Origin of the sequence: Caldicoprobacter sp. (assembly GCF_047459465.1) — a bacterium.
Taxonomy (GTDB): Bacteria; Bacillota; Clostridia; order Caldicoprobacterales; family Caldicoprobacteraceae; genus Caldicoprobacter.
On sequence record NZ_VSCO01000012.1, the window covers coordinates 1 to 23,629 of the forward strand.

General features: G+C 44.9%; 20 protein-coding genes. 19 read left to right on the forward strand and 1 reads right to left on the reverse strand.

Annotated features, from left to right (window positions below; translation table 11 throughout):
- The first annotated feature begins 436 nt into the window (after positions 1–436).
- From FWJ59_RS01710 to FWJ59_RS01770, 13 genes are all read left to right on the forward strand, one after another.
- Complete coding sequence (locus FWJ59_RS01710; RefSeq protein WP_414480260.1) at positions 437–1,729, forward strand: ATP-binding protein; 1,293 nt, start codon at positions 437–439, stop codon at positions 1,727–1,729.
- 35 nt (positions 1,730–1,764) lie between these two features.
- Positions 1,765–3,273, forward strand: a complete 1,509-nt coding sequence (locus FWJ59_RS01715) for a M1 family metallopeptidase (protein ID WP_414480261.1) — start codon at positions 1,765–1,767, stop codon at positions 3,271–3,273.
- Between the two features lie 100 nt (positions 3,274–3,373).
- The gene (locus tag FWJ59_RS01720; protein WP_414480262.1) at positions 3,374–3,592 is read left to right on the forward strand and encodes an FmdB family zinc ribbon protein; all 219 of its coding nucleotides are present in this window, start codon (positions 3,374–3,376) and stop codon (positions 3,590–3,592) included.
- 203 nt (positions 3,593–3,795) lie between these two features.
- The gene (locus FWJ59_RS01725; RefSeq protein ID WP_414480263.1) at positions 3,796–5,091 is read left to right on the forward strand and encodes a UDP-N-acetylglucosamine 1-carboxyvinyltransferase; all 1,296 of its coding nucleotides are present in this window, start codon (positions 3,796–3,798) and stop codon (positions 5,089–5,091) included.
- Positions 5,092–5,542: 451 nt separating this feature from the next.
- The gene (locus FWJ59_RS01730; RefSeq protein ID WP_414480264.1) at positions 5,543–6,340 is read left to right on the forward strand and encodes an MBL fold metallo-hydrolase; all 798 of its coding nucleotides are present in this window, start codon (positions 5,543–5,545) and stop codon (positions 6,338–6,340) included.
- A 58-nt stretch (positions 6,341–6,398) separates the two neighbouring features.
- Positions 6,399–7,541, forward strand: coding sequence for a S1C family serine protease (locus FWJ59_RS01735; protein ID WP_414480265.1), 1,143 nt, complete (start codon positions 6,399–6,401; stop codon positions 7,539–7,541).
- 30 nt (positions 7,542–7,571) lie between these two features.
- Complete coding sequence (locus tag FWJ59_RS01740; protein WP_414480266.1) at positions 7,572–8,591, forward strand: lysostaphin resistance A-like protein; 1,020 nt, start codon at positions 7,572–7,574, stop codon at positions 8,589–8,591.
- A 98-nt stretch (positions 8,592–8,689) separates the two neighbouring features.
- Positions 8,690–9,637: an ABC transporter ATP-binding protein gene (locus FWJ59_RS01745; protein WP_414480267.1), complete on the forward strand. Its 948-nt coding sequence runs from the start codon at positions 8,690–8,692 to the stop codon at positions 9,635–9,637.
- Positions 9,637–10,500: an ABC transporter permease gene (locus FWJ59_RS01750; protein WP_414480268.1), complete on the forward strand. Its 864-nt coding sequence runs from the start codon at positions 9,637–9,639 to the stop codon at positions 10,498–10,500. Before FWJ59_RS01745 ends, FWJ59_RS01750 begins: the two co-directional genes overlap by 1 nt.
- An 18-nt stretch (positions 10,501–10,518) precedes the next feature.
- On the forward strand, positions 10,519–12,000 hold the full coding sequence (locus tag FWJ59_RS01755; protein ID WP_414480269.1) for a GldG family protein: 1,482 nt from the start codon (positions 10,519–10,521) through the stop codon (positions 11,998–12,000).
- Positions 11,997–13,421: a DUF4340 domain-containing protein gene (locus tag FWJ59_RS01760; protein ID WP_414480270.1), complete on the forward strand. Its 1,425-nt coding sequence runs from the start codon at positions 11,997–11,999 to the stop codon at positions 13,419–13,421. Before FWJ59_RS01755 ends, FWJ59_RS01760 begins: the two co-directional genes overlap by 4 nt.
- 440 nt (positions 13,422–13,861) lie before the next feature.
- The gene (locus FWJ59_RS01765; RefSeq protein ID WP_414480271.1) at positions 13,862–14,227 is read left to right on the forward strand and encodes an ArsR/SmtB family transcription factor; all 366 of its coding nucleotides are present in this window, start codon (positions 13,862–13,864) and stop codon (positions 14,225–14,227) included.
- Positions 14,228–14,261: 34 nt separating this feature from the next.
- A complete protein-coding gene (locus FWJ59_RS01770) occupies positions 14,262–16,295 on the forward strand; it encodes a heavy metal translocating P-type ATPase (protein WP_414480272.1) in 2,034 nt (677 codons plus the stop codon).
- Between the two features lie 170 nt (positions 16,296–16,465).
- On the opposite strand, the gene FWJ59_RS01775 is transcribed toward FWJ59_RS01770, so the two are convergent.
- The gene (locus FWJ59_RS01775; protein WP_414480273.1) at positions 16,466–18,265 is read right to left on the reverse strand and encodes an FAD-dependent oxidoreductase; all 1,800 of its coding nucleotides are present in this window, start codon (positions 18,263–18,265) and stop codon (positions 16,466–16,468) included.
- A gap of 368 nt (positions 18,266–18,633) precedes the next feature.
- On the opposite strand from FWJ59_RS01775, the gene FWJ59_RS01780 reads away from it, so the two are divergent.
- The 6 genes from FWJ59_RS01780 to proS form a co-directional block, all read left to right on the forward strand.
- Positions 18,634–19,080 (forward strand): FMN-binding protein, encoded by a 447-nt coding sequence (locus tag FWJ59_RS01780; protein ID WP_414480274.1) that lies wholly within the window; start codon positions 18,634–18,636, stop codon positions 19,078–19,080.
- Between the two features lie 148 nt (positions 19,081–19,228).
- The gene (locus FWJ59_RS01785) at positions 19,229–20,287 is read left to right on the forward strand and encodes an FAD:protein FMN transferase (protein ID WP_414480275.1); all 1,059 of its coding nucleotides are present in this window, start codon (positions 19,229–19,231) and stop codon (positions 20,285–20,287) included.
- Positions 20,284–20,682 (forward strand): NusG domain II-containing protein, encoded by a 399-nt coding sequence (locus tag FWJ59_RS01790; protein WP_414480276.1) that lies wholly within the window; start codon positions 20,284–20,286, stop codon positions 20,680–20,682. Before FWJ59_RS01785 ends, FWJ59_RS01790 begins: the two co-directional genes overlap by 4 nt.
- Before the next feature lie 10 nt (positions 20,683–20,692).
- Positions 20,693–21,211, forward strand: coding sequence for a Gx transporter family protein (locus FWJ59_RS01795; RefSeq protein WP_414480277.1), 519 nt, complete (start codon positions 20,693–20,695; stop codon positions 21,209–21,211).
- 10 nt (positions 21,212–21,221) lie between these two features.
- Positions 21,222–22,205, forward strand: a complete 984-nt coding sequence (locus FWJ59_RS01800) for a polyprenyl synthetase family protein (protein WP_414480279.1) — start codon at positions 21,222–21,224, stop codon at positions 22,203–22,205.
- A gap of 126 nt (positions 22,206–22,331) precedes the next feature.
- A partial coding sequence (gene proS, locus FWJ59_RS01805; RefSeq protein WP_414480278.1) for a proline--tRNA ligase occupies positions 22,332–23,629 on the forward strand: 1,298 nt, incomplete at its 3' end.

The window sequence follows — 23,629 nt, forward strand, 5'->3', positions numbered from 1 at the left end:
GACGTTGCCCAGAAGCAAGGGGAATGAAAAGGCTATAAGGTGCTTTACGATGCTTCCTTCTGTTAAATCTCTTCCTATAGTTTTCGACATGTCACTTTTTCCTCCAAGTTTTGTAGGGCAAATTTCAAATTGTCTTTTACATTATAAAATTAGGATCTCCATGTTGTCAAATGTTTGAATATATTTTGTCTTAAGTGATTATATATTATATGTGATTATATGTTATATGTTAGCATATGTTAGGCCTATTTTATAGTACTATGTACCTATAGGACAATTTTACAGTACTATATACCTATCATATTTGTCGGGTTTTTAAGTTAAGTTTTGAAGGAATTTGAGAATAAACATAGAATTTATAAAAGTTAAAAAGAATGCCCAATTTTGTTTCGCTGTCGTTTTCTGTTCCTATTTTTAGGTAATTGGAGGATTGGAGATGATGGAGGATATGTATTTGGATATGGAGAAAATGTCGAAGCAAAGCTTTCAGGAATTTCATAAGGAAATACACCTATCATGGGAACGCTGTAAAGACAGCGGTTTGACACCTCAAGACTTACCCAGAATAAATACGATGTCTGACCTTGAGTTGAATGATATAATGAAACAAAATCAAGCTCTTATCGATTTCGCACTTCCTTATATGAAAAGGATAAAGGGCATAATTCCTCCACAAAATAGCGTCGTGCTCTTGTGCAACAATGACTGCGTTGTGTTACACAGGCTTGGAGAGGCACCAGAACTTGTTAGGCTGGGAATTGAAAAGAGGCATATAGTGAGCGAAAACAATATGGGCACCAATTGCCTGGGGACATGCATAGCCATTAATAAGCCCATCGCTATCTTCGGAAGTCAGCATTTCCTATTAGTCTTTAAGGAGTGGGCCGGGGTTGCTGCTCCCATTCATGGCATGGATGGGCGGGTTTTGGGCGCTTTGGGCATTTGCATGAAAGAAAAAGATGCCAATTATGGCGTATTGGGAATGGTCATTTTGGCCGTAAAGGCGATAGAAGATCAGCTATGCTTAAGCAGCAAATGCGCCGAGTTGGAGGCTTTAAACCACAGATTGTCGGAGAGTAACAACGATATAGTCGGCGCCGCTTCTATAGTGGCGCATGAGATCCGCAACTCTTTGTCCACCATAAGCGCATATGTACAGCTGCTACAGCTGGAAAAGGTGCTGGATACGCTGAAAGCCGACAAGATATTAATGGAGGTTGCCAGGGTAAACAAGATCCTCAATGAATTTAAGAGTTTGACCAGGCCATCACAGTTACAATTTGTGAGGCACTCGTTAAACGAGCTACTTCGATATGTGGTGGACCTGATGCTTGCCAAAGCCCGTATAGGGAAAGTGGAGATAAAGCTTATAATGCCTGAGCAAGACGTGTATGCAAAGGTGGATAAGGAATACATGCAACAGGTGTTTATCAATTTAATTGAAAACGCCATACAGGCTATGGAAAACGGAGGTACCCTTACCATAAGGCTTTCAAAAGATGAGCAGTTTGGCTTGGCATTGATTGAATTTGAGGACACAGGGGTGGGAATACCGGAGAAGAATCTTTCTGACATATTTAAGCCTTTTTACACCACAAAAAGGGATGGCAGCGGCCTTGGCCTGGCCCTGTGCAAGAATATTATAAAAAATCATGGTGGAAATATCAGGCTACAAAGCAAGGTAGGAGTGGGAACCAAATTTACCATTGAATTGCCGTATGTGGAGTGATAGATAGATTTAGAATATGAGCATGGAGGAAGGTAATGGATGTTAAGGCTCTAAGAAGGTTTATACTAGCAATATTGGCCTGCCTGCTAGGTGCGGGATTGTTATGCTATGGTATTGCTGTGCGGCAGGGGCCCGATGCACAGCTGTTGAAAGCCAGTACAGGCTTAAGCTGGTATCGTATAGCTGCCGTATTTGATCCTGGACAAGCAGAGCTCAGCTGCACTCAAACGGTAGAGTATAGGAACAATCATGATGTGAATTTTGACAAGCTTTATTTTCACCTCTATCCCAATGCCTTTAGGGATGAAAAGCGCGTACCGTTTTTTGCTGAGGAAAAGCTAAAGGCATATCCCAATGGCTTTTCACCCGGCTGGATTGATATACACCAGCTTATGGTAAATGGGAAGCCGGTTAAGTTCAATATAGGAGGCTATAGTAGCGATATATTGACCATAATCTTGGATACGCCTTTGAGCCCCAGCCAAAAGGCTATCATCAATATGGCGTATACCGTAAAGCTCCCCAACAGCCTTGGCAGGTTTGGATATGGGCAACACACCTTTAACGTTACCAATTGGTATCCCATCGTATGTGTGTATGATCATACTGGATGGAATACCGATCCCTATTATCCTGTAGGAGACCCCTTTTATAGCGATGTAGCAAATTACCAGGTGGAGATTAAAGCGCCCTCTAGTTATACCATAGCCGCCACGGGAAAGGCTATCGAGGTAAAGGATGAGGAGGGTTATAAAGTATGGAATTTTAAGGCTCTGGCGGTTAGGGATTTTGCCTGGGTTGCCAGTAGAGATTTTGAAGTATTATCCCGCAGCGTGGACGGCATAATGGTCTACTCGTATTTTTTGCCGGGTAGCAGGGATGGAGGAGAAAAAGCCTTGGAATGTGCTGCAGCGGCTATTGAGATTTTCAATAGCCGTTTTGGAAGATATCCTTATAGCCATCTAGCGGTGGTACAGTCGGATTTCTTTGTGGGAGGTATGGAATATCCATGTCTAGTCATGATAGATAAAAACTTGTATAACCCAGAGCACCAATGGCTGGAGTATGTTACGGTACACGAAACGGCGCATCAGTGGTGGTATGCAGTGGTGGGCAATGACCAGATAGATGAAGCATGGCTGGATGAAGCGTTAACCGAATATTCAACCGTCCTTTACTATGAAAACAGATACGGTGAGGATGTGGGGAAACAAGTCTATGACCAGGTCATAGCCAATGGCAAATGTTCCTATCTGCAAAATTATTACTTTCAGGGAATAAGGCATACAATAGATCAACCCGTATATAAATTTACAGACTGGCTTACATACGATTTGGTGGTGTATGGAAAAGGGGCCAGCCTGTTCAATGAGCTTCGCCAGGCGGTGGGTCATCAAAAGTTTTACGACATTTTGCAGAGATATTATGAGGATAATAAGTTTAAAAATGCAACTGCTGCTCAATTGATGAAGGCTTGTGAGGAAATAACAGGCAAATCATGGAACGACTTTTTCCGAAAACGTTTGAAATCGCTAAATTGGTAGCACAAATCCATTTTATTCTATTTGATTTTTTAGGCAAAAAGCGCTATACTTATATTTAATGGTATATACTTAATCTGCCTGGCTAAAGGAGTAGATGGTCATGGCTTTGCTGGATTTCCAGTGCAACAAATGCGGGGAGAAGTTTGAAGAGCTGATATTTGGGGGCAATTGGGATAAGGTGAAATGTCCCGAGTGTGGAAGCAATGACTTGAAACGGATATATGAAGGAAAGTGTTATTTAGGAATAACCGGCAGTTCTTCGATCTCTAGTGGATGTTCGGGTTCCAGCTGTGCTGGCTGTAGGGGCTGTGGCCATTGAGGCTGGCAGTATTTTTTTGCATAAACATTGGACAAACCTGATTTTTTAACTGGAGTTAATATAAATGTAACCATATTTAAATTTAAAAAACGAGATATTGTGGTAAAATAACAAATGCAGTTGATTGGTGGAGAGCAATTGTAAGTCCAGTTGGTATAGAGTGGGAGGTGAAGTTCCTTTCCGGGATGGGAAGGAACGCGTAGTTGGAAAAACTGGTAATACGAGGAGGAAAAAGGTTAGTAGGTAGCGTAAAGGTCAGTGGAGCTAAAAATGCTGCGGTGGCGGTTATCCCCGCCGCCTTGTTAACTGACGAGACCTGCGTCATAGATAATCTGCCGTACATCGACGATGTCAAAATGTTGGCTGAGATTCTCAAACATATGGGAGCGCAAGTGACGCTGGAGCCTAAAGGGCGTATAATCATAAACGCTGCTAACGTAAGCAGCTACCGGGCAGATTATGAGCTGGTACGGCGCATGAGAGCCTCTTATTACCTTCTGGGAGCGTTGTTGGGTCGATTTGGTAGGGCAGAGGTGTCTTTTCCCGGCGGTTGCGACATAGGAGCGCGCCCTGTGGATCAGCATATCAAGGGATTTCAGGCATTGGGTGCCAATGTGTCCATTGGGCACGGCCTTATAAAGGCGTATGCCGATAAGCTGGTGGGTAATGAGATATATCTGGACGTGGTGAGCGTGGGGGCTACCATTAATATAATGTTGGCCGCCGTCAAAGCCGAAGGTACTACCACTATAGTGAATGCGGCCAAGGAACCCCACGTGGTGGATGTGGCAAACTTCTTAAACTCCATGGGCGCCAACATTAAAGGTGCGGGTACTGATACCATCAAAATAAAAGGGGTAAAAAAGTTGCACGGATGTGAATATACCATAATACCCGATCAGATAGAGGCGGGCACCTTTATGATTGCTGCTGCTGCTACTCGAGGGGATGTAAAGGTAACAGGGGTTATACCCAAGCACCTGGAAGCCGTTTCAGCTAAGCTGTTGGAAATGGGCATGTATGTGGAAGAAGGGGACGATTACGTAAGGGTCATAGGTACTGGACGGCCCAGAAAAGTCAACATCAAGACCTTACCTTATCCGGGTTTTCCTACTGACCTCCAGCAGCCCATGTCGGTGTTGTTGAGCGTGGCAGAGGGTACCAGCATCATTACCGAGAATGTATGGGAGTCTAGATATCGCCATGTAGAAGAACTGCGTCGTATGGGAGCAGTTATAAAAGTAGAGGACAGAAACGCCATAATTGAAGGAGTCGAAAAGCTTACTGGCACTCAGGTAGAAGCCACTGATTTGCGAGCGGGCGCAGCTTTGGTCATTGCAGGGTTAATAGCCGAGGGAGTGACAGAGGTTACAAACGTCAAGCACATAGATAGGGGATATGAGCGCTTCGAAGAAAAGCTGCGCAGCCTGGGAGCCGATATTGAGAGAGTCACCGATCAGAGCGGCAAAAGGACCAGGTTGAAGTTAGTTGGCAATTGACGTATTCTAAAGGCATGTGGGTTTGGGAAGGTTGAAAGCTTATAAAGCCTAATTATAATATAATTATAATAAAAAAAGACTTTATGCACATGAAGAGGAGAAGAGCTGTATTGGTGAATATGCAGCTCTTTTTTTATTTATTGGCCTAAAAGCAGGTTGTATTTTAACAGAGAAGGAACAATTGCATTTTGAGACACGCACGCTGTAATCCAGTTTGGTTTATGATGGTGGCCATCTTGCAGAGACCGAAGAGGTTTTTGAGAAAATCCATAGCAATGTACCACCATTATGTATTATAATAAGCAGTAGTTAACGGACTTACTGATGTCGTTTTGGGACGGCGTGCTGGGAGCTGTTTAGGATGACATTGATGGCTATAAAAGAGTAGAACCGCCTATGTGTTATAAAGGGTGAAGGCTTGATTGAACAAAAGAGGGAGAGATGGGCAAAGATGGGGTTTAAAGTATGTTCGCTTTCAAGCGGTAGTGATGGCAATGCCACCTATATAGGTACCAACTGCACCCACATATTGGTAGATGCAGGTTTAACTCTGAAGGACACCCTTAACGCCCTTAAAAGCATTGGTGTATCGCCATATGATCTGGATGCCATTCTTGTATCTCACGAACATGTTGACCATATAAGAAGTGTTGGTGCGCTGTCAAGGAAGTTTGACATACCCGTATATGCCAACCAGGAGACTTGGAAAGCCATGCAGCAAAAGGTGGGGGACATTATTTCCCGTAACATTCGGGTGTTCTCTACCGGTATGGATTTTTATATAAACGATATAAATGTTCAATCCTATGCTGTACCCCACGATGCGGCTGAGCCGGTGGGCTTTTGCTTTTGTAACGGCAATAAAAAGATTAGTATTGTCACTGATTTAGGGCATACTAACACTAGCATAATTAAGATGGTACAGGGTTCGAATTTGATTTTGTTGGAAGCTAATCATGATGTACATATGCTGCAAACGGGACCTTATCCATGGCCTCTTAAAAAGCGCATCATGGGGAAATATGGTCATCTGTCCAACGAGCAGGCTGGCATGGCTTTAGTGGAAATGCTTAAGGATAAAACCATGTATGTGCTTCTGGCACACTTGAGCCAAGAGAATAATTTGCCTGCGTTGGCCTATGAGGCGGTGACCAGTATACTCCTTTCAAACGGCATTAGGCCAGGCAAAGATGTGGTGATAGATTTGACCTATCGCAATGGTATAAGTAGCTTTTACCATATAGAGTGATTTGTGAAGGAGAGGGGAATGGGGGTGATTTACAAGGTAGGATGAGGAGGAAAAGCTGATGAAGGGAATAAGGATTGCTGCTTTAATTGCTGCACTATCGGGGATTTTGTGGTTGATCAGTGCTTGTACCTGGGATTGGTATGCTTCCCCCGAAGAGAAGTATGACTATGAAGAGCGACAAAAGGAATTTTCACAGCAGAAAATTACACAGCAGCAGCTGACAACAGATTTCTCTCAGCAGAAAGGGGCTGCCGATACAGCCTCTATACCCCAGGTCGTGAAAAAGGTGATTCCGTCGGTGGTAGGTATTTCTACTGTTCATACTTCCAGGACCACGCTATTGGATGGTGCCGAGGTGATAGAAGGAGTGGGGGCAGGCGTCATCGTGCATCCCACAGGTTATATCCTTACCAATGACCACGTGGCGGGGGATAATCCCACCCGTATAACGGTCATACTTCAGAACGGCGATGAGCTGGAAGGGCGTACCTTGTGGTCTGATCCTACTTTGGACCTAGCTATTGTAAAGGTGGAGGCTGAAAATTTACCAGCCGCTACTCTAGGGGATAGCGATCAGCTGGAAGTGGGGGAAACCGCCATTGCTATTGGTACTCCTTTGGGACTACAGTTTCAGCATACTGTGACGGCTGGAATCATCAGCGCCCTTAACCGTACGGTGCAGGTTCCAACTGAGCGGGGACAGAATTTCATGGAAGACCTTATCCAGACCGATGCCTCTATCAATCCCGGTAACAGCGGTGGGCCGCTGGTCAACATGAAAGGGGAAGTGGTGGGGATAAATACCATTAAGGTAACCAGCGCTGAGGGAATAGGATTTGCCATTCCCATTAACGTTGCCAAGCCGGTTATCGAGCATTTCGTGAATGAGGGTTCCTTTGTCACTCCCTATATTGGAATAGTGGGTTTTGACAGGGAGATGGCTCGTTACTTGAAGCAAGATAACAATATACAAGAAGGAGTATATGTAATGGATATCGATGAACGAGGACCGGCTTACAAGGCAGGGGTTAGGGTTGATGATATCATAATCCGTGTGGGGAACAAAAAGGTTACCAAGATGCTTGACTTAAGGAGCGCAATTTATTCGTATAAAGTGGGCGATAAAGTCAGCATAGAATTCATAAGAGGGGGTAAAAGGCAAACTGTTACCATGGTGTTACATTCAAAGCCCGAGATATAGATGATTATTTATGCGGGAAGGGGGTAATTTATGAATAATTTGTATGATGATGGTCAGCAGAAATGGCCCACTGTCCTGGGTAGCAATTCTCTCTACCTTATTGTATTGGTGTTGATGCTTGCAGTATCTGCCCTCGTGTTTGGCCTTTTCATGCTAAAGGGCATGGATATAGTGAATGCGACGAATACAGAGGCATGGCTTATTGCTACTCTCGTCATGGAAATCGTGGTGATAGGCATTCCGCCTTTGATATATCTCCTGGCCTCTGGTATGGATATAAAACATGTGGTCAGGATAAATCGGGCTAAGGGCGTGGAGTTGCTGTTGGTTCTGGGCATGGCGGTGTTCGGGTATTTTATTGTGGCCTTTATCAATTTGGTATGGTATTCCATACTCAGCCGCATTGGCACGCCTGTTCAACCGCTTTTCCCTTCAATTAAAACGGGCAAGCAGTACATACTAGCCATACTCGCTATGGCTGTAATTCCAGCAGTGGTTGAGGAATTTTTGTTTAGAGGCGTGATCTTGAGAGGATACGAACGATTTGGGACATTGACGGCTGTGGTTGTAAGCGGCGTTCTATTCGGGTTGCTTCATCTGAACCTAGTTAACCTTCCTGCCATCATATTTTTGGGGATTATGATCGGTTATGTGGTCGTGCGTACCGATTCCATCTTTTCCGGGATGCTGTATCACTTCATTCAGAATTTGCTGTCCATATCGTTTCTATTTTTACAGGAAATTGTGCAAGGCTCCTTGGGAGATGAAATGGCCATACAGCAGAATATAGAGCAGATTCCGCCTGAGCTTTTGGTTACCACCATGGCGGTGTTGGGCATAATAGCCTTTTTATGCGTGGGCCTTTTTGCTGCCTGTGTAAGCTCATTGCATCGCATCACCCATGGCAAGGAGAGGGTTCGCAGTTTAATGCTTGGCGAGGCGAAAGGCTTCTCTATAAAAGAGATGTGGCCTGCTATAGTTGCAGGGGTAATTGTGATTGCCGATATGTGTGTAAGAATTGTCGAAATGATCCAAAACGTTCAATTGTAGTCAAAATTCACAATTTGTTCATACATAGATCATAAACTTTTGATATAATGTTAATAATCAAGGTATAATCATCTAAACTGCAGACAGGGGGGATATAATTGATTCAAGTTATAGATGTGACCAAACGGTATGGTCAGCACGTAGCGGTAGACCATGTCAATTTTACCGTTGAAAAAGGTGAGATACTGGGTTTTTTGGGACCAAACGGTGCTGGCAAGACCACTACGATGAACATCATAACCGGTTACATTTCAGCAACCGAAGGCACTGTGAAGGTGGATGGCTTTGATATTCTGGAGGAACCTGAAGAAGTCAAAAAGAGGATAGGGTATATGCCAGAATTCCCGCCGCTGTATATGGACATGACGGTGCAAGAGTATCTGGATTTTGTGAGCGATATCAAGAAGATAGATAGGGCAACCAAGAAGAAGAGCATGGAAAAGATCATGGACCTGGTCAAGATAGGTCACGTACGCAATAGGCTTATAAAGAACCTTTCCAAAGGATACAAGCAGAGAGTAGGGCTGGCACAGGCTTTGATCGGCACGCCACCCGTCCTCATATTGGACGAGCCGACAGTAGGCCTTGACCCCAAACAGATCATAGAGATTCGGAGCCTAATCAAGGAGCTGGGCAAGGAGCACACCATCATATTGAGTTCACATATCCTCCCGGAAGTCAGTGCCATTTGCGGGCGAGTAATAATAATAAACAAAGGCAGGATAGTTGCAAGCGATACGCCGGAAAACCTGTCTAAGCGTTTGAGCGGGACGGGCAGGCTTTCATTGCGGGTGGCCGGCCCAGAAAAGCAGGTGCTAAAGCTTATAAGGGAGATTGAGGGAGTCAAGAACGCTGAGGCACAGGGAGTTAAGGAGCCCGGTACGGTGGATATATTAGTGGAGGCTGAAAAGGATATAGATGTACGCAGGCCGTTGTTTTATGCTTTAAGTCGAGCGGAATATCCGATCCTTTACATGAGATCGGTCGACTTGACTCTCGAGGAGATATTCTTGCAAGTAACAACTGAAGAAAGGGAGGTTTCCTGATGCTGGCTGTATTTAAAAGGGAACTGAAAGCATACTTTGCTTCGCCAACTGGGTATATTTTCATGGGCTTTTTTTTGCTGATATCGGGTATATTCTTTGCCTTATCCAATCTGCTCACCGGCAGCCCCAATTATCTAAGCGTGTTGAGCAGCATAACTTTTGTATTTTTAATAGTGGTGCCTATTCTCACCATGAGGTTGATGTCGGAGGAGAGCAGACAGAAAACTGATCAGCTGTTGCTTACCAGCCCATTGAGCGTTACGGGGATAGTACTGGGTAAATATTTTGCGGCTGTAATGGTGTTTTTGCTTACCTTGTTGATCACGTGTTTATATCCTATTATTCTAAGCTTTTTTGGAACCATTGCCGTGTGGGAAATAGTTGGTGGGTATATTGGCTTTTTCTTGTTGGGCGCTGCTTTCATCTCCATAGGATTGTTCATCTCTTCTTTAACTGACAATCAGGTGATTGCAGCAGTTGTGACCTTCGGCGCGCTGCTTTTTATATGGATTTTGGATTGGATTATAGGAGGGATTCCCACCGATAGGGTCTCGGGCATTGTATTTGCATGTGCGTTGGTTGTAGGAGTGGCTGCGTTGGTGTATTTTACTACCAGAAACATATTTGTAAGCGCGGTAATTGCGGTGGTTGGCTTTGGCATTGTTGCTGGCATATATTTTGCTAACAAATACTTTTTTGACGGGTTTATCGTGAAGACCCTCGAATGGTTCTCTTTGCTTAGTAGATATGAGACCTTCATGATGGGCATTTTAAGCTTAAGTCCTATCGTTTATTATATAACCTTTTCAGCAGTATTCCTGTTTTTGACTGTACGGGTAATTGAAAAGAGAAGGTGGAGCTAACCAGAAGGGGGAGACGAAATGAAGAAGTTTGGTCAACTGAATTTTAAATATTTTAAATCTATAAAGCAATCCTTTAAAAGCAAGAAGTTCAAGTATGGCGGATATGCCACTTTGATGGTGGCTGTAGTTATTGCTATTGCTATAATCATCAACTTGATAGTGGATCAAATCCCTTGGGAACTCGATTTGACGCAAAACCAGAGGTACTCGCTGTCAGAGCAGACCAACAACGTGCTGGATAACCTCAAGCAGGATGTCAAGATCATCGGGCTCTATGAGACCGGTAATGAAAATAAGACAGTGTTGGATAAGACAGTGTTGGAAATCATAGAGCGCTATCAAAGACGCTCCAAAAGGGTTAGCTATACTACCATTGACCCCGAAAGATATCCGCAGTTGCTTACAAAATACCAAAAAGACGATACATCGCTGAGCCCGGGAAGCTTGATTGTAGAGAGCGGAGACAAGTACAAGGTAATTAATCGCTATGACTTGATAAATTACGGCTATAATCAGTATTCGGGTGAGTTTTATGCTCAATCTCTGGCTGTGGAGCAGCAACTTACAAGTGCTATATTGTATGTGACGGCTGAGGAGCTTCCGGTGATATATAGACTGATAGGACATGATGAGGATTCAATCCCTTATGACTTAAGAAAGCAGCTTGAATTGGAGAACTACACTATAGAGGATTTAAATCTGATCACCCAAGAATCAGTGCCCGAGAAGGCACATGCTCTGGTGGTGCTTTCCCCTAAGAGGGATATTACAAAGGAGGAAGCAGAAAAGATTAGGAAATATTTAGAAAATCAGGGCAGAGCCATTTTCTTTATACAGAATTTGAGTAGGGAGCTGCCCAATTTTGAGGCGCTACTTAAAAGTTATGGTGTGGCCCTGGAAAGAGCTGTGGTGGTAGAAGGAGATCCCAATATGTACTTTCCTGGCAATCCCCTTTCTTTAATACCTAAGATGGAGAGCCACAGCATTTTGAACCCGCTTAAATCGGCACAGATGTACGTGTTTGCCCCTCGGTCGCAGAGCATAAAGGAATTGGATATAAAGAGGCGGACGTTGACCATAGAGCCATTGCTGGTCACCTCCGATAAAGCATGGGCTAAGACCAACCTGGAGTCTACTACTATAGAGAAAGAGGAAGGGGATTTAGAAGGGCCGTTTAACATTGCGGTTGCTATCACCGATAAGATATACGAGGATAACGAGACCAAGGAGACCAGGCTGATAGTGGTGGCTAATACCAATATACTGAATAGCAGCTTGATTTCGCAGGTGCCGGGCAACGCCAATTTCGTGCTCAACAGCATTAACTGGCTGCGAGATAGGGAGGAGGGCATCTCGATACGCCCCAAGAGTTTGTTAACCTCATACCTTAGAATATCAGCTTCTCAGCAACTCATATTCTCTGGTGTAGTGGTCATATTGATTCCTCTTATCGTTCTTGCTTCTGGGCTTACAGTGTGGTTGAGGAGGAGGCATCTATGAAGAAGAAACAGCGGAATATATTTGCTCTTGTGGTCGTGCTGGCAGTGCTGGTTGGCGCTTACTTTTACGTGAGCAACAGGCCCAAAGAGCAGGTTGAGACTAATGAAACTATAGAGATATGCAAAGTTCCTAAAGACGATATCGTCAAAATGGTGCTGGAATCACGGGATGGGACTACTTTAACATTTGAAAAGAAGGACGATAAATGGACTGTTGATTATCCCTATCCTGTGGTGTTGGATCAGACCAGTGTCGATGATATAGCTTACAGCTTTGCCAGCCTGTATGCTGAGAGGATAATAGATGAAGATCCAGAGGACTTATCGGTGTATGGGCTGGACAAGCCGGCTGTTGTTGCCAAAGCTTTTTTAAAGGATGGCACCCAAAAGGTATTGTATCTTGGCAACAAGACGCCAGCAGGCAATACCTACTATTTAATGGCTGAAGGAGACCCTAAGGTTTATTCGGTATGGATGAATCATGGCGAACATTTCAGCTACAAGCTTTCAGATGTGCGCGAAAGGGACCTGATCGAGATTAAAACCCAGGAGCTAACCTACCTTAAAATAACTAAAAAAGGGAAACCTACCATTGAAATAGAACGGAACGATGAACAGTCGGAGGAAGAACCTCAGTTTAGTTTGAGCGTGTGGAAGATGGTCCAGCCTTACAAAGAGCCTAGGGGAGTATCAAGTGATAAGTTTCAAACGGTTTTGGATGGCATATCTTCGCTTACCAACAACGCTATTAAGGAATTTATAGAGGATAACCCCCAAGACCTTTCAAAGTATGGTTTGGATGATCCAGTGGCCGAACTCATCGTTAAAGATAAAGAAAATACCCTGCATCTGTACTTTGGCAAGGATACCGACGATGGTAAAAGCGTGTACTTTAAGACGGCTGACAGCAAGTCGGTCTATACTATGGACAAGAGCAAGATTGAGTTCCTGGATACCAAGCCATTTGATATCGTGGATAAATTTGCGTTTATAGTTAATATCAATGACGTGGACAAGATCATAATAGAAGGGCGCGGCAAAACCAATGTTCTTACCCTCACCAGGCAAACTAAAAAAGCTGAGAAGGAAGGGGAGGAAGACGAGGTAATTACCACGTACAGGGTGGATGGCAAGGAAGTAGACGAAGAGGCCTTTAAAGACTTTTACCAGATCTTAATCGGCATAACAGTGGATGCTGAAATAGATAAGAAAATAGAAGAGGAAAACGCGGAAGTGAAAACCACCTTCTTCTTAAATAAGGGTTCAACAAGGGAGGTACTTGTCAGCTACGTACCATATGATGATGATTTTTATGCTGTATTTTGCAAGGGAAATGCTGAATTTGTAGTGGCCAGAAGGCGGGTGAACAAAATGCTGGATACGCTAGAGGCTTTGATCCGGGGAGAACTGGTAGGAGATTGACAAGTTTTGAACCTCTCCAGCAATGCGTAGTGCTGGAGAGGTTTTTTATAATGGGGTTTAAGACATCTGCTGGACAGGGTCATTTTAAAAGACCTGGTTTCTTACAATTTTCGCAGTTGTATACTGAAGGACATCAAAGACAGTAAATGGAGCCAGCTTATTTAGATTGATGATCATGTTAACTGACGCATTGGGGGTGGTATATAATATATAGAGCTATATATAGCCTTATACCGTAACTGTGCACAGGGCTATAAGCAAGAGCAATGGGGATGACCATCAAATGTTAGGAGGTCCTTGTATGACTGACGTGTGTTGGGTAATGGGCGTGCATTTCTGTGAAATTAGGGTATTGACGCCAGACATGGCATGAGTTAAAATATGATCAAAACATGAATATATGTTCATATATTGATAATTTATTGAAGGGGATGTTGGCTTTGAATAGTGAGGAAAAGCTGGATGTATGCATGGACTTTGTGGTCCATCGGGAAATACTGGATAGCATCAATGAGAACGCCTTGAGCGATGATGCGGTAAATGAGCTGGCTGAATTTTTCAAGGTGTTTGGCGACGCTACGCGCCTGCGAATACTACATGCCCTGTCGATGGCAGAGATGTGCGTATGCGATTTATGTGAACTTCTCGGGATGAACCAATCTGCAGTTTCCCACCAGCTCAAGGTGTTGAGGCAGAGCAGGCTTATAAAATATAGAAGGGAAGGGAGAAATGTATATTATTCGCTAGATGATGAACACATCCAGCAGATATTTGAGGTGGGTTTAAAACACATAATGGAGAAATGAAAATGGTTTATTTTAATGGGTGAGGAGGTTTGGTGTGAGATTCAAGGTATACAATCATATTCATGGCGGAGAAACAGGGGGATGCGGATGCTGCCATTGCAGCCATGCTGCGGAATTACAAGCGCAACGGTTGCCTAGAACTAATTTGAAGGAAGAAATAATGGAAAATGTAGACCTTATAGCAGGAATTATCATCTTTACAGTTGCAGTCTTGTTTCCCGTTTCGAAATGGGTAAAGACGGCCCTGTATTTGATAAGCTATGTTCTCGCGGGAAGGGAAGTGGTACTGCACGCCATCAAAAATATCATCAAAGGCCAAGTATTTGATGAGAACTTTTTGATGACTGTAGCCACCATAGGTGCTTTTGCCATTGGGGAGATTCCCGAGGCGGCCGCGGTGATGCTGTTTTATCAAATAGGAGAATGGCTGCAGGACAGCGCTTTAAGAAGGTCTAGGCGGTCGATTGCTGAACTCATGGATATAAGGCCGGATTATGCCAATAAAGTGGTTGGGGATGATATTCAGAGAGTACATCCTGACGAGGTGGCGGTGGGTGATGTTATAGTAGTGAAACCTGGCGAGCGCATACCGCTTGACGGGGTTGTGATAAAAGGTCAATCAACGGTAGATACCTCAGCTTTAACCGGAGAGTCCATGCCCCGGAATGTGATACCGGGCACTAAAGTGTTATCTGGGTTTGTAAACCAAAATGGGGTTATATACGTTGAAGTGACTAGCGATTTTAAGAACTCCACCACCTCACGGATACTCGATTTGGTGGAGAATGCCAGAAGTAAGAAGGCACCTATTGAAAGATTCATAACCAGATTTGCCAGGTATTATACGCCAGCGGTGGTTTCAGTTGCTGCCTTGATAGCTATCGTGCCCCCGCTTTTATGGAATCAGCCTTTTCAGGAGTGGGTCTACAGGGCTTTGGTATTTCTGGTGGTATCGTGTCCCTGTGCTCTTGTGATATCCATCCCTGTTGGATTTTTTGGCGGATTGGGCGGTGCTTCCCGCAGTGGCATACTGATCAAGGGAGGGCAGTACCTCGAAGCTCTGGGAAATGTTGATACCGTGGTGTTTGATAAGACGGGAACGCTGACCAAAGGGGTATTTAAGGTTACCCAAGTCGTTATGGCCGCCGATATCTCGAAGGATGAATTGCTTTACTATGCTGCCCGGGCCGAAAGCTATTCCAACCATCCCATTGCCCTTTCCATAATGGAGGCTTATGGCAAGCCTTTGGATGGACAGCAGATTGACGAATATGTTGAAATCCCTGGACACGGTATCAAGGCCAAGATAGACGGCAAGGAGGTACTGGTGGGCACTGCAGGCCTGCTTAGGAAGTACGGCGTTGCATGTCCTGAGGTTGAACCTGCTCATACTGCTGTGCACCTCTCCGTAGATGGGCAATACGCAGGATATATTGTAATAGAGGATGAGCTAAAAGAAGACGCTAAACAGGCCATCGATGGTTTAAAGAGGATGGGCGTCAAGCGAACTGTCATGTTTACAGGCGACAACCATCATACGGGACTTAAGGTAGGGCAAAATTTAGGGTTGGATGAGGTGTATGCTGAGCTTCTTCCGCATCAAAAGGTGGAGAAGCTGGAGGAGACAGAAAGGACCAAAGCCACCAGGAAAGGCAAGATAGTATTTGTAGGAGACGGGATAAACGATGCACCTGTGCTGGCCAGGGCCGATGTAGGAGTGGCCATGGGGGGATTGGGCTCTGATGCCGCCATCGAAGCGGCAGATGTGGTGCTCATGACCGATGAACCCTCCAAATTGATAACAGCCATAATGATAGCCAACCGCACAAAGCGCATCGTATGGCAAAATATCATCATGGCCCTAGCAGTTAAAGGTGTGGTGCTTTTGCTGGGAGTAGCTGGCACAACCAGTATGTGGGGAGCGGTCTTTGCCGATGTAGGGGTGGCCATTCTTTCCATACTGAATGCCTCCCGTGTGATAAAAACGCCCAAAGGTCATGGGTGTGATCATCCAACTGCAGCGTATAAGGGTAGGATGAGGGCGGTACCAGATAAAAATACGACATAATAAAGGAGGTCAAGGCAACCACGCCTATTGACCTCCTTTATTTGTCTCTCTGTATTCGTGGAATTGGAGGAATCCCCTTACCTTATTGACTGCTTGTTGTGTTGATTCACCTCAAATTTGACAGGGCTTCCATTTTCTATATTCGCTACAGATGTATCACAACGTGTGTATTACCATTGCCATCCTTTAAATAAGTGGAAACTTCTGTTTTTCTGGAAGTATCTTATCTGATTCCTCAGGTAAGGAATCAGATAATAATCTATGCCCAGCGACCTTCCGGCACCAGCCAGCATGGCTATGGATGCCATGATGTACCACAGGTCTGGTAGCCCGGTATTGGTGGAGGGAAGGCCTGTCGATAGCATGAAATTGATGTTCATGGCAATGGATACCAGGCCGGCAATAAAGGTGAATATTCCAAATATGAAAGCTATTCCTAGCCCAATCTCGGTGATCACTATGAGCTTCTGGAACAGCAACGCGTTGGGATATATGAAGTTTTCTACTATCCAGGCATACCAACCGGGGGTGTGGTCACTAATCAGGCTGATAACCGATGCCGATGAAGTAGTGTCGGCTACGCCTCCTGGTCCTAGCATCGCCCAATCACCCCACCAACCGGCCTGTATCTTTTGAATGCCCGAAGCCAACCACATGATGCCCAGCCAAATTCTAATGGGTACAAGCCAGAAGGTAAAGTTTCTTCGCCTTATGTGGCCGATGGCAGTCTCTATGAAGAAGTTATATCTCCTGACCTTGTATAGGAACTGGTCATAGATGTAGTCCCAAATGAGTTCCAGGCCACCTATTCCAAATAGATAGTGCATGTTTACCAAATGCTTCATGATGGTAGCCCATATACCGACCAGCAGAGGCAGCCCTTTGATCTGCGCCACGGCGAAGAAGGAACCTACCGACACCATTACTCCGTGAAGTTCGGGTTTAAACCTTTGCTTTTGAGCGCCCAAAATCTCTGCTGCAATATTTTGGGCTGCGCATTTGCCTGATTGTAGCGCTGCTTCAACCAGGGCCGGTAGCACACTGCCGTTCTCTTTAAACTCCATTATGTCGCCAATCGCGTAAACATATGGATACTCAACGGTTTGCAGGTATTCATTTACCACTATTCGGTTACGCTTGCCCAGCGTCAGCCCCAACTCTTTTGCAAACTCGTTTGCTTCAACGCCTCCGGTCCATATGAGGGTTCTGGTGGGTATGGTGTTTTCATCTTTCAGGCAGACTTTATCGGGTTGCACTTCGGTTATGGGCGTGTTGGTGTAAACTTCTACGCCGTGCTTTTCAAAGAATTGCACTATCTTATTGGATAGCTTTTGATCCAATATGGAGCAAATGGTGGGCAGTGCTTCCACTACTACCAGTCGAACTTCGTCTTTGGCTATGCCGTATTCACGGCATAAAGTATTTGTCCATTCCATAAGTTCGCCCATCATTTCCACTCCGGTGAACCCGCCTCCACCGACCACAAACGTAAGCATTTCCTTACGGCTGTCAGGATCTTGTTCCTTTGAGGCCAGCTGGAACATGTGTACAATGTGGTCGTGTAGTTTCTGGGCGTCTTCTAATGACCATAATGTGAAAGCATGTTCCTTCATGCCTGGAATATCAAAATATGCGGGTTGGCTGCCGGCAGCCAGAATCAAGTAGTCAAAGCTGTACTCTTGGGTTGCCGAAAACAGCTTTTTGTTTTTTAGATCTGCTTTTTGTATCTTATCGTGAATAAATTTCACTTTGGTATATTGCAAAATGTGCTCAATTGACACTTTAACGCCTTTGGGTTCAATCCTGTGGCCGGCTACCTGATGGAGTTCGGTGAGCAGCGTGTGGTAGGGATTTTGATCTATGAGGGTGATCTCTACATCCCCTTGCTTTTTTAATAGTTTATGCAAAGTTTTGGCCGCTTCCAATCCACCGTAGCCTGCGCCCAGTATGACCACATGTTTTACAGGCATCGCGCTTCCCTCCCTTACATATTATGCCAATTTGGTTATGCGCGCAGGAAGATGTCATAAAATTAACGTTTATTAAATTTTAACACACCCTTTCAATATTTAAAAGATATAAATTTATCAAATAAAAGACATAATGTTAACGAACACATGCACAGCATACCCTTGCAAGAATAAAATTAAAAAAGCGTTTGAAATCAAAGAAAAATGGGTAAGTATTATCTTGGAGTGAGCAAATCGGCGCTTTTATAACCTTTATCATTCAAAAAAGTGGAAAGAAAGAAGTATGGAATATTGAATATATTTGTATTTTGCGCTACAATAGAGAATGCTTAAAACTTAACGACAAACAGAAAGGAGGAGTATATATAATGAAAAAACTATTTAGCTTGGGATTGATAGTGCTGTTGACTCTCGCGTTATTAACGGCTTGTGGTGGTGCCTCTGATGGTTCCAAAGACAAGGGAGCTGGAAATGTCACTTATAAAGATGGGACATATACGGCTGAGGAGCCAGATTTTGATGATCACGGTTGGAAAGCACAGATTGAGATAAAGGTTGAAGGTGGCAAAATTACCGAAGTCAACTTTGATGAGGTAAACCAGGAAGGCAAGAAGAAGAGTGAAGATACGGAATATATTGAGAGATTCAAACAGCAGAAGAATGTAGACATAGTGGATGCATATGATACTTTGGAAAAAGGCCTTGTTGAGAAGCAGGATCCTGATGCTGTTGACACTTACACCGGTGCCACTGGAGCAACGGAAAAATTTAAGGCATTAGCCAAGGAGGCTTTGAAGGAAGCACAGAGCAAGTAAAGTTCAGTTAAAAGACCTGTCGTACGACAGGTCTTTTATTTAATAGCAATTATATTTTTGAAAAGCTTGTCATGGGAAATAGCAAATGGTATTATATTTTATGTCAAAAAAGTGGATTAAAAAAGTTGACTGAGACGGGGGTTTGTATTTGAAGAGGTACCAACGAATTTGTGCTTTGAGCATAGCCATTTTTTTATTAGCAGCCGTTTTGCAAGGCTGTGCAAGGACAGGAGGAGTTCGGGAATACAGCGAGGACATATTTGCTCTCAACACGTGGGTCAATATACGCATATATGCAGGAAAAAACGGGCCTGATATCCTGGATAAGGCCATAAAGCGAATTGAAGAGATAGAGAGCCGCATGAGCGTTACCATACAGGACAGCGATGTGAGCCGTATAAACAGCAGCGCCGGTAAGCAGCCCGTGAAAGTACACGATGATACCTTTGAAGTCATAAAAAAGGCGTTGAAGTACGCGGAAATGTCCAATGGAGCATTTGACATAACCATATATCCCATCGTAAAGCTATGGGGGATCACATCTGAACATCCCCGAATGCCTACCGATGCCGAGATACAGGATAAGCTAAAGCTTGTGGACTATCGCAACGTTGTACTGGATGAAAAGGGAAAGACCGTTTACCTTAAAGAGCCTGGCATGGGCATCGATTTAGGGGCCATTGCCAAGGGATATGCAGCCGATGAAGTGGCAAGGATTTTGAAAGAGGAAGGCGTAGTTCACGCCCTCATAAACATGGGTGGAAATGTGGTCGCCATGGGCGGTAAGCCCAATGGCAAGCCCTGGAGGATAGGAATACAGGACCCTAGAGCTGATGGGGTGCAGCGCCACATCGCTATCATAGAGATAATGGATGGTAGCGTGGTAAGCTCGGGGGATTATGAACGCTATATAGTAGACGTCTACAAGAGGACGGGGAAGAGATACCATCATATATTTGATCCTTCCACTGGCTATCCTGCAAACAGCGGGCTTATGGCCACAACTGTAGTGGCTCCATACTCCATTGATGCCGATGCCCTGTCTACAACTGTATTTATAATGGGGGCTGAAAAAGGGTTAGAAATCGTTGAGGGACTTGAGGGCATAGATGCTTTAGCCATCACGCTGGATAAGAAGATATATGCTTCAAAAGGGCTAAAGGAAAGGCTAATTGTGACCGATAAGGAGTATGAGCTTCAGCTATGAGATTTAAGGTCAAACTAGGGGACTTGTTGGTGTACCTGTTGGCAGCAGCATTGGTTGCGGTGGGCTTGATGGGCATGTATGGCATGGGAGCCCATGGGACCGGTAAGAGCGTAGTAGTTGAGTTGGATGGCAAAGAGGTGTACTCCTGCCGTATATATGAGGGTATGGCTCCCGTGGAGTTTCGCGTGGATGCTGGGAACGGCAGATATAATGTTGTATCGGTAACGTATGAGGAGGTAAAGATAAAGGAAGCCAACTGCCCCGATCAGGTTTGCGTGAAGTTAGGGGCCATCCGCCACGTCGGTCAAGCCATAGTATGCCTGCCCCACAGGGTGGTGGTGAAGATAAAGGGCAGCTATGAGGATACCAACGATGTAGATGATATCGCATTTTGAGGAGAAAATTATGAATAAAGTCAGGAAGATGGTCATGTTGGCGCTTATCACTTCTCAGGCTTTGGTCTTGCATCTTATAGAGGGCCTTATACCCGTTGTGGCCCCGGGAATAAAGCTGGGATTGGCCAACATTATGACTCTGGTTACTTTGGCATTCTTCGGCTTTAAGGAGGCGCTAATAGTAGTCATAGTTCGCTCGGTGCTGGGTTCGCTCCTTTCAGGCAGCGTTACGGCCATGCTTTACAGCCTTGCAGGTGGAATTTTAAGCTGTTTGGTGATGGGTTGGTTGTATTTTAAGTGGAGGGCCTATTTCAGCATGATGGGCATTAGTACAGCAGGTGCTATATTTCATAATATAGGGCAACTGCTGGTGGCATCATGGGTGTTTGGAACGATAGGCATATTGTTTACCTATTTGCCCGTGCTGACAATTGCCGCTGTGGGTACCGGTTTTTTTGTGGGATTGGCATCTGGATACATTATTAAATACCTGGAACAGCAAAAGTGGTTTAGGTGGGAAAGGGGTTAAACGGCTGTTGATGAACGGTCAACGAAAGAGGTTAGTCGTGAACTATATCGATATAATCGGGGATGATCTAAAAAAGGTCGATGAACAAATCAAAGCCTTTCTTTTGTCCAAACAAAAGGTTTTGGAAGTAGCTTTGAGGGAGTTGCTGGAGGCCGGCGGCAAGAGGCTTCGGCCTGCCTTGGTGTTGCTCTCTGGTAAATTTGGGAAGTATGACGATAAAAAGCTCATACCTTTAGCGGCAGCCGTTGAGATATTACACATGGCTACTTTGGTTCATGATGACATAATCGACGACTCAAAGATGCGGAGGGGTAGGCCCACCGTTCAGTCGCGGTGGGGGAAGGATATAGCTGTCTTTACTGGAGACTTTTTGTTTGCCAAAACCTTTTTGTTGCTTGCCCATAGCACAACGGTTGAGAATATGCGGTCCTTGTCCAAAGTGGTTAAAGCCATCTGTGAAGGTGAGATTGCGCAGTACCAATCGAGATATGATAAAGGCGTTACCGTTAGGCAGTACCTCAAAAGGATAGGGCGCAAGACGGCATTGCTGTTTGCGCTGAGCTGTTATATCGGCGCCCATGAAAGCCAGTGCTCTTCAAAGGTTTTACGGTGCTTGAGGGAGTTTGGGTTTAATTTTGGCATGGCTTTTCAAATTACCGATGACCTGTTGGATTTTACGGGCGATGCTGCCAAGACAGGCAAACCAGTGGGCAGCGATTTCATTCAGGGAGTATACACTCTGCCTTTGATATACGCTATCAACTCATCTTATGGAGAGGAAGTCATAGAGATTTTGGAGAAGGAGAGTTATGATGCTGAGGACGTAAAGCGGGTAATTGAACTGGTCCATGCCAGCGGAGGCATTGAATATAGCAGAAATATGGCTAAGAGCTATTTGGACCGTGCCAGGGCATTTATTGAAGGCCTTACTCCCATTCCGGCCAAGGCTGCATTGGAGAATCTATTGGATGGACTTGCCGACCGTAGCTATTAGAGCGAGGCGATGGAAAAAATAAAACAAATATGGTTGAAAATATATACTGCTAATGTTAAAATACCTAAATAAGAAGCCGAGGGAATAGCTGTAAACATCGCGTGTTTTGTGAAAGGAGCTTGGTTTATGGAAAAAAAGCAGCGGGAGTTTGTTACCCATATAACTGCTAGGGAAGAGGACTTTTCTCAATGGTATACCGATGTGATCTTAAAGGCTGACCTAGTAGACTATGCTCCGGTAAAGGGCTGTATGGTAATCAAACCGTATGGATATGCTATATGGGAGAATATCCAAAAGGAGCTGGATGAGCGGTTTAGGGCCACCGGCCATAAGAATGCGTATTTCCCCCTATTCATACCCGAGAGCCTTTTGCGTAAGGAGGCAGAACATGTAGAAGGTTTTGCTCCCGAGGTGGCATGGGTTACCCGAGGAGGCAGCGAAGAGCTTACCGAGCCCCTGGTGGTCAGGCCAACGTCCGAGACCATAATATGTGCCATGTATTCTAAATGGATCCAGTCTTACAGGGACCTGCCCATACTATTGAACCAGTGGTGCAATGTGGTGCGTTGGGAAAAATCCACCAGGCCTTTCTTGAGGACATCGGAGTTTCTGTGGCAGGAGGGGCATACGGTACATGCTACCGAGGAAGAGGCCGAAGAGGAAACTTTGAGGATGCTAGGAATATATAAAGAGTTTGCCGAAAACGTGCTGGCCATCCCCGTAGTGGTTGGCCGAAAGTCCGAAAAGGAGAAGTTTGCAGGCGCCCTGCGCACTTATACTATGGAGGCCATGATGCAAGACGGGAAGGCGCTTCAAGCGGGAACGTCGCACAATTTGGGCCAGCACTTTGCCAGGGTGTTCGATATTCAGTTTCTGGATAAGGATGGCCAACTCAAATACGCATGGCAGACTTCCTGGGGAGTGTCTACCCGACTTATCGGGGCCATAATAATGGTGCACGGGGATGAACGCGGGTTGGTGCTGCCGCCCAAAGTTGCCCCTGTGCAGGTAATAGTTATACCCATTGCCATGCATAAAGAAGGCGTGCTTGATAAAGCTAGAGAAGTTTACAAGACAATTGCCGATGCCGGCATTAGGGTGGAAATCGACGACAGGGATACTCAGACGCCGGGATGGAAATTTAACGAGTGGGAACTCAAGGGCGTGCCTATACGGCTCGAAATAGGGCCCAAGGACATAGAGAAGAACCAGGTTGTGTTGGTGCGGCGTGACAGCTTTGAGAAGGTGCCTGTACCCATCGATGGCGTGGTGCAGGTTATAAATGACATGCTCAGCGATATCCATAAAGGCATATACCAAAAAGCGTTGAAGATGCGGGAAGACTTTACCCATGTGGCACATAATTTTGACGAGTTCAAAGAGATTTTGGATGAAAAGAAAGGTTTTATCAAAGCCATGTGGTG

What these genes read in the sequence shown, in the direction of transcription:
- FWJ59_RS01760 (WP_414480270.1), top strand. Translation starts at nt 11,997, where the DNA reads ATGAAGAAGAAACAGCGGAATATATTTGCTCTTGTGGTCGTGCTGGCA.
- FWJ59_RS01800 (WP_414480279.1), top strand. Translation starts at nt 21,222, where the DNA reads ATGAACGGTCAACGAAAGAGGTTAGTCGTGAACTATATCGATATAATC.
- FWJ59_RS01780 (WP_414480274.1), top strand. Translation starts at nt 18,634, where the DNA reads ATGAAAAAACTATTTAGCTTGGGATTGATAGTGCTGTTGACTCTCGCG.
- FWJ59_RS01710 (WP_414480260.1), top strand. Translation starts at nt 437, where the DNA reads ATGATGGAGGATATGTATTTGGATATGGAGAAAATGTCGAAGCAAAGC.
- FWJ59_RS01730 (WP_414480264.1), top strand. Translation starts at nt 5,543, where the DNA reads ATGGGGTTTAAAGTATGTTCGCTTTCAAGCGGTAGTGATGGCAATGCC.
- FWJ59_RS01750 (WP_414480268.1), top strand. Translation starts at nt 9,637, where the DNA reads ATGCTGGCTGTATTTAAAAGGGAACTGAAAGCATACTTTGCTTCGCCA.
- FWJ59_RS01740 (WP_414480266.1), top strand. Translation starts at nt 7,572, where the DNA reads ATGAATAATTTGTATGATGATGGTCAGCAGAAATGGCCCACTGTCCTG.
- FWJ59_RS01735 (WP_414480265.1), top strand. Translation starts at nt 6,399, where the DNA reads ATGAAGGGAATAAGGATTGCTGCTTTAATTGCTGCACTATCGGGGATT.
- FWJ59_RS01790 (WP_414480276.1), top strand. Translation starts at nt 20,284, where the DNA reads ATGAGATTTAAGGTCAAACTAGGGGACTTGTTGGTGTACCTGTTGGCA.
- FWJ59_RS01795 (WP_414480277.1), top strand. Translation starts at nt 20,693, where the DNA reads ATGAATAAAGTCAGGAAGATGGTCATGTTGGCGCTTATCACTTCTCAG.
- FWJ59_RS01720 (WP_414480262.1), top strand. Translation starts at nt 3,374, where the DNA reads ATGGCTTTGCTGGATTTCCAGTGCAACAAATGCGGGGAGAAGTTTGAA.
- FWJ59_RS01775 (WP_414480273.1), bottom strand. Translation starts at nt 18,265, where the DNA reads ATGCCTGTAAAACATGTGGTCATACTGGGCGCAGGCTACGGTGGATTG.
- FWJ59_RS01755 (WP_414480269.1), top strand. Translation starts at nt 10,519, where the DNA reads ATGAAGAAGTTTGGTCAACTGAATTTTAAATATTTTAAATCTATAAAG.
- FWJ59_RS01715 (WP_414480261.1), top strand. Translation starts at nt 1,765, where the DNA reads ATGGATGTTAAGGCTCTAAGAAGGTTTATACTAGCAATATTGGCCTGC.